The 12,372-nt window shown below is 67.6% G+C and carries 7 protein-coding genes and 1 other RNA gene; 5 read left to right on the top strand and 3 right to left on the bottom strand.

Annotation, left to right across the window (positions count from 1 at the left end; all coding sequences use genetic code 11):
- Positions 1–106: 106 nt before the first annotated feature.
- Positions 107–2,830, bottom strand: a complete 2,724-nt coding sequence (locus RZV17_RS03195; protein WP_355607185.1) for a PAS domain S-box protein — start codon at positions 2,828–2,830, stop codon at positions 107–109.
- Between the two features lie 58 nt (positions 2,831–2,888).
- Here RZV17_RS03195 and RZV17_RS03190 point away from each other — a divergent pair, with 58 nt between their 5' ends.
- Positions 2,889–5,768, top strand: a complete 2,880-nt coding sequence (locus tag RZV17_RS03190) for a pitrilysin family protein (RefSeq protein WP_355607182.1) — start codon at positions 2,889–2,891, stop codon at positions 5,766–5,768.
- Positions 5,769–6,128: 360 nt separating this feature from the next.
- The gene (locus tag RZV17_RS03185) at positions 6,129–7,067 is read left to right on the top strand and encodes a GAF domain-containing protein (RefSeq protein WP_047697250.1); all 939 of its coding nucleotides are present in this window, start codon (positions 6,129–6,131) and stop codon (positions 7,065–7,067) included.
- Between the two features lie 108 nt (positions 7,068–7,175).
- Here the strand turns inward: RZV17_RS03185 and RZV17_RS03180 are convergent, their stop codons facing one another.
- Both RZV17_RS03180 and RZV17_RS03175 read right to left on the bottom strand, forming a co-directional pair.
- Positions 7,176–8,174: a hypothetical protein gene (locus RZV17_RS03180; RefSeq protein WP_355607179.1), complete on the bottom strand. Its 999-nt coding sequence runs from the start codon at positions 8,172–8,174 to the stop codon at positions 7,176–7,178.
- Positions 8,175–8,483: 309 nt separating this feature from the next.
- Complete coding sequence (locus tag RZV17_RS03175; RefSeq protein WP_104579186.1) at positions 8,484–9,236, bottom strand: DNA-formamidopyrimidine glycosylase family protein; 753 nt, start codon at positions 9,234–9,236, stop codon at positions 8,484–8,486.
- A 105-nt stretch (positions 9,237–9,341) separates the two neighbouring features.
- Between RZV17_RS03175 and RZV17_RS03170 the strand changes: the two genes are divergently transcribed.
- The 3 genes from RZV17_RS03170 (at position 9,342) to RZV17_RS03160 (ending at position 12,369) form a co-directional block, all read left to right on the top strand.
- Positions 9,342–10,106 (top strand): DUF72 domain-containing protein, encoded by a 765-nt coding sequence (locus RZV17_RS03170; RefSeq protein ID WP_355607174.1) that lies wholly within the window; start codon positions 9,342–9,344, stop codon positions 10,104–10,106.
- Positions 10,107–10,525: 419 nt separating this feature from the next.
- Positions 10,526–12,199: an alpha,alpha-trehalase TreA gene (gene treA, locus RZV17_RS03165; protein ID WP_166752977.1), complete on the top strand. Its 1,674-nt coding sequence runs from the start codon at positions 10,526–10,528 to the stop codon at positions 12,197–12,199.
- A gap of 94 nt (positions 12,200–12,293) precedes the next feature.
- Positions 12,294–12,369, top strand: a non-coding RNA gene (locus RZV17_RS03160) — sX9 sRNA.
- Positions 12,370–12,372 lie beyond the last annotated feature (3 nt).

Here is a 12,372-nt window from a genome sequence, read left to right as displayed (position 1 = left end):
CCGCATCGGCTGACGTACCCTCATCCGCCCTTCGGGCACCTTCTCCCGAGGGGAGAAGGAACAGCGACGCGCCGTCAATGACCCACTTCTTCAACGCATTGCGTCTTCAACGCGTAGCGTCGCGGCCGTTCGTCGCGGTGTCTTTGCAGCGCGCATTTTTCGCCGCATACATCGCTTCGTCCGCGGCGTGCATCAGGCTTGCGGCCTCGGCCTGATCGCCGTGCTGCCAGGCCACGCCGATGCTGGGCTGGATCGGCAACCACTGCCCGCCAAACATCGCTCCCGCCGCCGCGGCCTGGCGGATGCGCTCGGCCACCGTGGCGCAGTCCATCTGCGGTGTCTGCAGATTGTCCAGCAGCACCACGAATTCATCGCCGGCCAGACGCGCCACCAGGTAGCGGCCTTCCACCGCGCGCTGGAGACACTGGCCGAACCCCACCAGCACCGCGTCGCCGGCGCGGTGGCCATAGGTATCGTTGATGCGCTTGAAGCCATCCAGATCCAGGAACATCACCGCCACCGCGCGCTGCAGCTGATGCGCCTGCAGCACCGCCGCCTGCAGCGCCTCGGTCCAGGCGTGGCGATTGGGCAGGCCGGTCAACGCATCGCGGGTGGCGCGTTCGTGCATCAGCCGGTGCAGCGTCTTGTGCGCGGTGACGTCCTGGGCCATCAGGAAGAATCCCTGCGTGCCCGCCGACGTGCCCACCGTTTCCGGCACCAGGGTGATCTCCACATCGCGGGCGCTGCCGCCCACCTGCAGCACATGCTCGAAACTGGCACGTTGGCCGTCGGCCACCTGTGCCAGTGCCGCCCGTGCCGGGCCGCTGAGCGGCGTGCCGAGCAGACGGGTGATGGGTGACCCGACCAGGCTGGCCGGCTCCACGCCCAGCCAGTCGCGGTGTGCCTGGTTGGCGAACAGGCAGCGTTGCTCGGCATCGAACTGGCTGACCAACGCCGGGGTGGCATCGCTGATCGCGCGTAGCCGGGTTTCGCTTTCGGCCAGCCGCTCGGCTGCGACATGGCGCTCGGTGACGTCCTGGATCTGCGAGACGAAATGCACCGGCGCACCGCTGCCGTCGCGCACCAGCGACACCGACAGCTGTGCCCAGATCACCGCCCCGTGCTGGCTGATGTAGCGCTTGGCCAGGCTGTAGCTGTCGCGCTTGCCGTCGATCAATTCCTGCACCAGCTGCAGATCCAGCTGCAGGTCGTCCGGATGGGTGATCTGCTGGAAGGTGGTGCGCAACAGCTGCTCGCGCGGATAGCCAAGAATGCTGCACAGGGAGGGATTGACGTCGCGCCACGTGCCATCCAGCGAGACGATCGCCATGCCCTGCGGCGCGGTTTCGAAGGCACCGGTGAAACGTTCGGCGGCCAGCTGCGCGGCCGCCTGTGCCTGCAGCTCGGCGGTGACGTCGATGGCCATGGCCAGGTATCCGGCCAACCCCTGCTGTGCGTCGTGGATGACGTTGAAGCACAGCCGCACGCGGCGCAATTCACCGTCCTTGCGCACCAGCGTCCAGAGTTCCTCTGCCAGCACATCGCCGGCAGCGGCCGCCGCCAGCTTCACGTACGACGCAGGCGACAACGCCAGCGTGGCCATGTGGCGGTCCAGCTCGGCCTGCAGGTGGAACTGCGCCGGGCAGCGGCCCAGCACCTCCTCGGCGGTGTAGCCCAGCAGTTGCTCGGCACCGGGGTTGAACAACTCGATCCGGCCATGCGGATCGAAGGCGATGATCGCCACGTCCTGCGAGGCATCCACCAGCGCCTGCAGCCGCGCGCGCTCGGCAGACAAGGCTGCCGACGCATCCCTGAGCTCGGTGATGTCGTGCATCACGCACACCGCGCCCAGCGCGGTGCCCTGGTCGCCGACCACCGGGTCCGCGTTGCACAGCACGGTGCGCGCCGCCTGCCCGTTGGCACGGATCACCAGCTCGGCGTTGCGCACGTGTTCGCCGCGCCAGGCGCGCACCAGCGGAATGGCCTCGGTGGGCAGCAAGCCGTTGCCGTCGGCGGTATACAGGTCGAAATGCTGCGCCCATTGCGCCGGCGGCAGCACCCGCGGGTCGGTGCCATGCCATTGTCGCGCGGCATGGTTGAACTCGCGCAGCAACCCGTCGGTGCCGCAGGCCACCACGCCGTCAGGCATGGCTTCCAGCAACATGCTCAGGGTCTGCCGCTGCGCCTGCGCGGCCAGCCGGTCGCGGCGCGCCTCCAGCTGCTTGGCGGCCTGGCGCGCCAGCCGGATCAAGGCCTGCTTCTGCTGTTCATCGAGCACGCGCGATTTGGTACTGAGTGTGCACAAGGTGCCGTAGGCGTAGCCCTCGCGGCCGATCAACGGCACGCCCACGTATGAGCGCACGCCAGGGGCCGCCGTCACCAACGGGTTCTGCGCAAAGCGCGGGTCGGCCTCTGCGTCCGGCACCTCCATCAGTTCGGTGCCCATCACCGTGTGCGAACAGAACGACACACTGCGCGGGGTGCCTTCCAGGTCGGTGCCGCAGCGTGCCTTGAACCACTGGCGGTCGGCGTCCAGCAGCGACACCAGCGCCATCGGCGCCCCGGTGACATGCGCCGCCAGCCAGGCGATGTCGTCGAATTCGGCCTCGGCCTCGGTATCCAGCACGCCCAGCCGACGCACCGCGTCCACGCGCAGGGCGTCGTCGGCGGGAATCGGCACGGGCGGCAACAGGACGGTCATGGCGTGCTTGGCGGGTAGCGTCTGGCGAGGGTAGGTCGCCCGAAGTAACGGCGAAGCGATGGTCAACTTGAGCACGTGCGGCGGCGCCCGCTTAACCGGCAGCCAAACGCGTGGTCCACAGCCCTGCATTTGCGGCGCCGCCAAGCAGCCACTACCCTCGGCCGATTGCCCTGTTCTGGAGTGTCACATGCTGCGTCCGCTGTCCCTGTTGATCGCCGGTGTGCTCGGTGTCGCCACCGGTACCGTTGCCCCCGCCGTCGCTGCCGCCCCGGCCAGCCTGGCCAAGAGCGCGGCCAGCAGCGCCATTCCCGACATCGCCTACACCCGCTTCACCCTGCCCAACGGCCTGACCGTGGTGGTGCATGAAGACCACAAGGCGCCGGTGGTGGCGGTGAGCATCTGGTACCACATCGGTTCCGGCGACGAGCCGGCCGGCAAGACCGGCTTTGCGCACCTGTTCGAGCACCTGATGTTCTCCGGCTCGGAAAACAACAAGGGCAGCTTCTTTGCACCGCTGGAAAAGGTCGGCACCACCGACATGAACGGCACCACCTGGTTCGACCGCACCAACTATTTCGAGACCGTGCCGACCACCGCGCTGGACACCGCGCTATGGCTGGAATCGGACCGCATGGGCCACCTGCTCGGCGCCATCGGCCAGGAAGAACTCGATACCCAGCGCGGCGTGGTGCAGAACGAAAAGCGCCAGGGCGAAAACCGCCCCTACGGCCGCGTGGACCAGAACATCCTGTCCAACCTGTTCCCGGCCAACCATCCTTACCAGCACGACACCATCGGCTCGATGGAGGATCTGGACGCAGCGTCGCTGGGCGACGTCAAAGAGTGGTTCAACGACAACTACGGCGCTGCCAACACCACCCTGGTGCTGGCTGGCGACATCACCGTGGCGCAGGCGCGCGCCAAGGCCGCGCAGTATTTTGGCGATATCCCGTCCGGCAAGCCGGTGGCGCGCCAGCAGCCGTGGGTGACACCGCTGCCCGCGCAGAAGCGCGGCGTGCAGCACGACCATGTCTCGCAGCCGCGCATCTACCGCACCTGGGCCGCGCCGCAGCTGGGCACCGACGATGTGATCCAGCTGGACCTGGCCACCACCGTGCTCGGCGGCGGCAAGACTTCGCGGCTGTACCAGCGCCTGGTCTACCAGGACAACCTGGTCGATGACGTCTCCGCCTCGGTGCAGCCGTTCGCGCTGTCCAGCCAGGTGCAGATCCAGGCCGACGTCAAGGACGGCGTGGACCCGGCCAAGGTCGAGGCGATCATCGACGAGGAACTCAAGAAGTTCATCTCGCAAGGCCCGACCACCGACGAATTGCAGCGCGCGCAGGTGGCCTACCGCGCCGGCTTCGTGCGCGGGCTGGAAAAGGTCGGCGGCTTCAGTGGCAAGGCGGTGATCCTGGCCGAAGGCCAGGTCTACCGCGGCGACCCGGGCGCCTACAAGAAAGATCTGCAACGCGGCCAGGCCGCCACCGTGGACAGCGTCAAGCAGGCCGCTGCCACCTGGTTCGGCAAGGGCGACTACCTGCTCACCGTGCTGCCGGCCGGCAAGGACTTCGACCCGGCCGCCGAGGACAAGGCGGTGGTTGCACGCGGCGAAGAAGCCGGCAAGCCGGCGCCGAAGCTGCCGGCCGCAGGCAAGTACAAGACCGTTGCCAGCACGCTCGATCGCAGCAAGGGCGTGCCGCAGACCGATCAATTCCCGGACCTGAGCTTCCCGCAGTTGCAGCGCGGCAAGTTGAAGAACGGCATCGAGGTGATCCTGGCCGAGCGCCACACCATCCCGGTCACCCAGGTGGAGCTGCTGTTCGATGCCGGCTACGCCGCAGACCAGGGCAAGAAGCTCGGCACCGCCAGCTTCAGCGCCGCGCTGATGAACGAGAGCACCGCCGCGCTGGATTCGGTCGAAGTGGCGCAGCGCCGCCAGCGGCTGGGCGCCATCACGTCGGTGGGCTGCGATCTGGACAGCTGCAGCGCCTCGCTGGATGCGCTCAACGACCAGCTGCAGCCCTCGCTGCAGCTGTTCTCCGACATCGTGCGCAACCCCGCGTTCAAGGCCGCCGACATCGAGCGCGTGCGCGGCCAGTGGCTGGCCGGCATCGCCCAGGAAAAGACCCAGCCCAACAGCCTGGGCCTGCGCGCGCTGCCGCCGCTGCTGTTCGGCAACCAGCATCCGTACGGCATCCCGCTCACCGGTAGCGGCACCGAGGCGGCGATCAAGAGCCTCAACGCGCAGGACCTGCAGCAGTTCCACAGCCAGTGGCTGCGTCCGGACAACCTGCGCGTCCTGGTGGCCGGCGACACCACGCTGGCGCAGATCATCCCCCAGCTCGATGCCGCATTCGGCGACTGGAAGGCCCCGACGACGGCGTTGCCGAAGAAAAACCTGGCCAACGTCGCCGCACAGCCCAAGCCGCGCGTGTACCTGATCAACCGCCCGGACGCACCGCAGTCGGTGATCCTGGCCGGCTTGCTGGCCCCCTCCACCAAGGCACCGGACAACCTGGCGATCGGTGTTGCCAATGGCGCCTTCGGCGGCACCTTCACCTCGCGTCTGAACATGAACCTGCGCGAGAACAAGCGCTGGGCCTACGGTGCGCGCACCCAGATGGTGGATGCGCAGGGCCAGCGGCCGTACCTGTTCTCGGCACCGGTGCAGACCGACAAGACCGCCGAATCGGCCAACGAGATCTTCAAGGAAGCCACCGCCATCATCGGCGACAAGCCGCTGTCCAACGACGAGATCGAGAAGATCAAGAACCAGCGCATCCGCGCCCTGCCCGGCAGCTTCGAAACCACCGGTGCGGTGCTGGGCGCGATTGAAGGCATCGTGCAGTTCGATCGCCCCGATGACTACGTGCAGACGCTCAAGCCGCGCCTGGAAGCGATCGATCAGCCGGCCGCGCAAAAGGCCATCAAGCAGATCATCAAGCCGGAGGCCATGACCTGGGTGATCGTGGGCGACCTGAAGAAGATCGAAGCCCCCGTCCGTGTGCTCAAGCTGGGCGAGGTGCAGGTGCTGGACGTGGACGGCAAGCCGGTCAAGCGCTGACGGCCCGCCTGCCCTGCCCGCTTGCGCCACGCAGGCGGGCAGGTGCACGGCGTTGGCGCGCTGTGCGGCGTGTAGGCGCGGTGGGATGATGGGCTGAGTGCCACCGGTGCTCGGCGCCGGCCGATCGGCGATGACGACCAAGACCGTCGATCGATCGACTGATCATCAGCGGCCTGCTTGCATACGTGTTCGCAAGCGCAGTCGATGGGCGGGCTCGCCGCCGGGCCGGACTGATCAGGCATCGGTCGCGCGCGCATCCATCGCTTTATCTCCAGCGGCGTCGACGTTCACGTCGACGCCATGTTATCGGCCAGCCCGGTAAGGTTGGCCGCTCTCTTCGACAGGTGTTTGGCTGATCCGATGAAAGAAATGCCGACGGCAGATGAAGCCTCCCGCCAGCAGGTCCTCGACGGTTATCGCATCGTCGACAGCCTGCCCGAAGCTGCCTACCAGGACATCGTGCAGGTGGCCGCCGCGCTGTGCGAAACGCCGATTGCACTGATGTCGCTGGTGGACCGCGACCGCCAGTGGTTCAAGGCCCAGCTCGGCCTGGGGCTGCAACAGACCGACCGCAGCCAGGCGGTGTGCGACCACGCCATCCGCGACCCCAGCCACCTGATGGAAGTGCCGGACCTGACCCAGGACCCGCGCTTTCGCGATATTTCCGTGGTCACCGGCGAGACCGGCGCGCGCTTTTACGCGGGCATGCCGTTGGTGACGCCCGAGGGCGTGGCGCTGGGCACCGTGTGCGTGCTCGATACCGAGCCGCGCACGCTCAATGAATTGCAACGCACCGGGCTGCAGGCATTGGCGCGCGTCACCATGAACCTGCTCGACGCACGCCAGGAAGCGCTGCAGCAGGAACGCGCCGCCATCCTGCAGCCGGCAGCGGCGGCAGCGGCGGCCGCACCCGCAGTGGATGCGGAAGGCCCGTACCGGCTGGTGATCCTGGAAGTACAGGAGCTGGCCGCCCTGGCCGAACGCCAGAGCGAGCGGCTGCTTGGCCGCACGCTGCAGCAACTCGACCAGGCATTTGCCGCACTGGTGCAGGGGCCCGGCAACAGCATCGACCGGGTCACCGACAGCGCGGAATTCATCGCCGTGCTACGCGGCCCTGATGCCGAACGCACCTTGCAACACCTGCGCGACGTGGCCCATCAGCAGCAGGCCCTGGGCCTGACGGTACTGCTCGGCGAAGCCCTGGCCAGCCGCGCCGACGAACCCATCGGGCACGTCTTCCTGCGCGCGGAAATTGCGTTGAGCGCGGAGAAGGATCGTTACCGGCAGAGCCTGGCGTAGGCACTGCGTCGCATCCGTACCCTCACCCCAACCTCGCCCCGACTGACTGGCTCTCCAATCGCCACGGTCACCAGCCGCCGACGCGTCAACGCGCCACCACCGCGCCACTCACCCCACCGCGCACTGCTTCAATTGCCGGTCTGCGTACCACAGCGCGCGACGTGCCAGGTCGTAGGCGCTGTCGGCCTGGCGCGGCAGCAGCTGCGCGGCCATCACCGGATCGGCGCCGTTGTTCAAGGCATACTCGGCACGCTCCAGATCGCCCAGGTGCGTACGCACCGGCGATAACAGCGACTTGCGCTTGGAGGCGTCGCAACGTGCGCTGCGTTGTTCCAGCGCCGCCAGGGCCTCGCGGATGCGGCGGCTGGCTTCGCCCTTGAGATCCGGCGGCGTTTCATGCGCGATCGGCGCGGCCTTGTACGCATCGCCGGTCGCCTCGCTGCCCATCTCGGCCTGGTTGCCGGCCAGCGCCGGATTGAAGCGCACCTCCGGCGGCGGGCGGGCCTTGGCCACCTGCGTCTGCGGCCCGTTGAGCATGTCGTTGAACTTCTTCATGCCGCGATTCATTTCCTGCATCGCCACATCGCCCAGGGTGCCATCGCTCTTCCAGTCCTTGGCAAAGCGGGTGTCCTGGTACTGCACCGGGTTGACCCGCTCCATCACGTTGCGCGCCTTGGCCTGCGCGCGCTCGTCGGTCATGCCCGGCGGCGCCGCGCCGCCGGTCTGTGCCATCGGGTCCACCTGCGCCATGCGCAGACGCCCTTCGCGGGTATACAGCTGAGCCGCCATGGCGTCGCTGGCAGGCGCATCGGCGGCGGCCACCTGCCGCTGCGGTGGCGGGGTGCGCGTGGGTGGCGGCGCAGTGCGCGCAGCCGACGCTGCCGCAGCGCGCGGTGTGCGCTCGGGTTCCTGCGGCGGTTCCTGCGGTGTGGGGGGCGCCTCTTGCGGCCGTGGCACGAAATACACCTGCAAGCTGTCGTCGTGTTGCAGGGTCTGGCGCGGCGCCGGCATGTACAGCAACAGGCAGGCCAGGAAAAACAGGATGGCGCCCGTGCATGCGGCAGCAGCAACATGCGGGACAAGCGCTTCCTTCCTGCGGGTAGTCACAATGCGGGAGACCGGTGAGTGAAAGACGGGAGCGGCACCGCTGACCCTGGTGCCCAGCGGGCAAATCTAGCGGGCGCAGCGTTTGCGCGCGTTTGGAATTCGTTGTCTGGCCAGGCGTCCCCAGCCGCCATTCACATTGGGCGCCCACTTCTGACCCGCCCTGCACCCTGGCGCCCTGCGCGGCAGGATTGGCCAGCGCTGCGCACTCGGTGATCGAGGAACACTGCCTGGCTCTACCGTACGCACCCGATCGAACGCAGAACGGTCGTCCGGACCCAGCGCCCATCGCAACGCTTCCCGCGCCGGTTGCTACGTCTGGTCGGCCCGATACAGCCGCTGGCACACCTCGCAGAAAAACGCACGTCGCCCGGCCTTGCCCAGGTGCTTGCGGTACTGCAGCGGCGCACCATCGCGCGGGCAGCTGGCCTTGGTATGCACCTGGTAATGCTTTTTCAGCACGAAAGCTTTTTTCCAGGTGTAGAAATCAAAACTGTAGTCGCGTGCCTGGGTCACCAGCTCGCCGAGCTTGCGCGCCGGCAGTGCGCCCACTTCGCTCTCCGGATGCACGCGGATGCGGTGCAGCACCTCGTTCTTGATGATGTTGCCCACGCCGGCGAATACCGTCTGATCCAGCAAGGCATCGGCCACCAGCATGCCGGGCGCGGCGCGCAGCTTGCGACGCGCCTGCGCAGGGTCCCACAGCGGGTTCATCACATCGGCAGTCCAGTCGTAGACCTCATCGAGCGGGCGGTCGATGAATTGCACCGAGCAGGCATAGAAGTTCAGGCGCTCGCCCTTGGAGAATTCCAGGCGCAGGCGCGGCACCGCATTGGGTTTTTCTTCGTTGATGCGGTAGCTGCCGAACAACAGAAAGTGGATGCGCACGCTGAACTGTGCGCATTCGATCAGAAAGTGCTTGCCCCAGGTGCGTAGCGCCAGCACTTTCTGGTGTTCCAGGCGTGCGATGTCCTGCTTGCTGTTTCCGGAAACGTGAAGGATGTTGCGGCCGACAAAGGCAGCCGTTTCTTCGCGCAGGATGACGAGTGAGGGACCTTCTGGCATGCGCCCAGTATCGAAGCCGCTCGTGAGTCGGCCGTGATCGCTGCGCACACGCTTTGCTGACGGATGCCCCTGCATAGAGTGCTGCCGCCCCTTGCCTCGTCTGCCATGCCTGCTCGTCTCCCCACTGCCGATGCTCGTGTGCGCTGTGGCTGCGCGGGCTGGTCGATTCCTGCCGCCGACCGCGCCGCGTTCGGTGAGGGTGCCAGCGTGCTGCAGCGCTACGCCACGCGTTTTGCTGCGGTGGAAATCAACTCCTCGTTCTATCGCCCGCACCGCGCCAGCACCTACGCACGCTGGGCCGACAGCGTGCCGGAGGATTTCCGTTTTTCGGTCAAGCTGCCGCGCAGCATCAGTCACGATGCACGCCTGCAAGCTGCCGGGCCATTGCTGGATGCATTTCTGGCACAGGCCGGCGCGTTGGGCACGCGCCTGGGTTGCCTGCTGTTGCAGCTGCCACCCAGCGCGGCGTTCGACGCGCGCGTGGCAGCGAGGTTTTTTGCGATGCTGCGGCGGCGCTGGGACGGTGGGGTGGTGTGCGAACCGCGCCACGCCAGTTGGTTCCTGCCGCAGGCACAGGCGCTGCTGGCGCGCCACCGCATCGCACGCTGCGCGGCCGACCCGGCCCCGGTGGCTGAAGCAGCGGCACCGAGCGCGAGCGCCGGGCCGCAGTACTGGCGGTGGCATGGCAGCCCGCGCATCTATTACAGCGCCTACGACGAGGGGGCGCTGCAGGCACTGGCCGAAGCGGTGCGTGCGGCCGGCCAGCCACAGACCGAACGCTGGATCATCTTCGACAACACCGCCGCCGGCCTGGCGGTGCCCAATGCACTACGCCTGCAGGCACTGCTGGGCATCGACCGCGCGGTGTGATGCGCATTGGCGGTGTCGGGCCTGCCGGGGTGTAGCGCAGCCACTGCCTGCATCTGCATAAACCTCCAGCCATGGCGGCCACGGGTATACGCGCCACGTCCAGGTTGCCTGCATCCGCTGCTGCCCGCCCAACACGCCGCAGGCCGGCACGCGCGCTGTCTGCGACACCTCCGCATCCCGCACCCTGGCGCACTTCTTGCACCGACACCGGCGATCCTGCGCACGGGTGCTGCGCTCAAGCTGCCTCGATCCGCGCCGATACGCCAGGATCGGCGCACGTTGCGGCGGCGCGCCGGATCACCTTGCTGAACCCTGTTGTCACCGCGCGAAGTCTGCCGGCACTCCGGCAACCCACGCGGTCCCGCCCGCCACTTCGGTCGTTTACCATGCCCCACGTCACTGCCCGTTCTGGAGATGCCATGAGTTCTGCCGCGCCCCCGTGCTGCACGTCGCTGCTTGGCCTGTCGCTGAGCATGTTCGTCGCGCCGTGCACGCTGACCGCCGCGCCGCTGGACACTCCGGTCGTCAATGCGCCGGCGTCCACTCCGCCCACGCCCGACCTGGCCTACCCGGAACTGTTCCAGGCCGTGCAGCGCGGGGAACTGTTCGACGACCAGAAGCATTTCGTCGACTTCCTGCCGCTGCGCGACCCGGCACTGATCAACGCCGATTATCTGGCGCAGCACGACCACCCCGGTTTCGACCTGCGCAAGTTCGTGGATGCCAATTTCGAAGAGTCGCCGCCGGTGCAGACCGACGCGATCCGCCAGGACACCGCGCTGCGCGAGCACATCGACCTGCTGTGGCCCAAGCTGGTGCGCAGCCAGACCCACGTCCCGCCGCACAGCAGCCTGCTGGCGCTGCCGCACCCGTACGTGGTGCCGGGCGGGCGCTTCCGCGAGGTGTACTACTGGGATTCCTACTTCACCATGCTGGGCCTGGTGAAGAGCGGCGAGACCACGCTCAGCCGCCAGATGCTGGACAACTTCGCCTACCTGATCGACACCTACGGGCATATTCCCAACGGCAACCGCACCTACTACCTGAGCCGCTCGCAGCCGCCGTTCTTCTCCTACATGGTGGAACTGCAGGCCGGCGTGGAAGGCGAGGCGGTGTATCAGCGCTACCTGCCGCAGCTGCAGAAGGAATACGCGTACTGGATGCAGGGCAGCGATGGACTGAAGCCGGGCGAGGCCGCGCGCCACGTGGTGCGCCTGGCCGACGGCAGCATGCTCAACCGCTACTGGGACGAGCGCGACACCCCGCGCCCGGAAGCATGGCTGCACGACACCCGCACCGCCGCCGAAGTGACCGACCGCCCCGCTGCCGAGGTCTACCGCGACCTGCGCGCCGGTGCGGAAAGTGGCTGGGACTACACCAGCCGCTGGCTGGCCGACGGCCAGAACCTGCGCACCATCCGCACCACCGCCATCATCCCGATCGACCTCAACAGCCTGCTCTACCACCTGGAGCGCACCCTGGCGCAGGCCTGTGCGCAACCGGGCGCAGACTGCACGCGCGACTACGCCGCACTCGCACAGCAGCGCAAGCAGGCCATCGACGCGCATCTGTGGAACAAGGCCGGCTATTACGCCGACTACGACTGGCAGGCGCGCACGCTGAGCGACCAGGTCACCGCCGCGGCGCTGTATCCGCTGTTCGCCGGCCTGGCCTCGGACGATCACGCCAAGCGCACTGCCAGCACCGTGCGCAAAACGCTGCTGCGCCCCGGCGGCCTGGCCACCACCGCAGTGAAGACCGGCCAGCAATGGGACGAACCCAACGGCTGGGCACCGCTGCAATGGGTGGCCGTGGACGGCCTGCGCCGCTATGGCGAAGACGCGCTGGCACGCACCATCGGCGAACGCTTTCTCGCCCAGGTACAGGCGCTGTTCGCACGCGAACACAAGCTGGTCGAAAAGTACGGCCTGGAAACCGATGCGGCCGGCGGCGGCGGTGGCGAATACGCCCTGCAGGACGGCTTTGGCTGGACCAACGGCGTCACCTTGATGCTGTTGAATCTGTATCCGGGCAAGGACACCAAGGCTGCACCCGCCAAGCGCGTGCGCAAGCCAGAGGCGGCGACGCGCTGACGGCTGCGCCGCCGCTACGCGTTGCGTGGTTCAGAGCAGCCAACAAAACTACTACGCAGCCGCCGGGCAGGTGCGGCCGGTGCTTGGAATCCTCATGTACCACTCGTACACTCCGGTTCCTGTGCGCCGTCCACACCTACCTGACGACTGCTCGCTACGTTTTGTTAGCCGCT

The organism is Xanthomonas cannabis (genome assembly GCF_040616535.1).
In the GTDB taxonomy this organism is placed as follows: Bacteria; Pseudomonadota; Gammaproteobacteria; order Xanthomonadales; family Xanthomonadaceae; genus Xanthomonas; species Xanthomonas cannabis.
The sequence above is the reverse complement of the archived record's forward strand: the minus strand, read 5'-3'. Positions and strand labels throughout refer to the sequence as shown.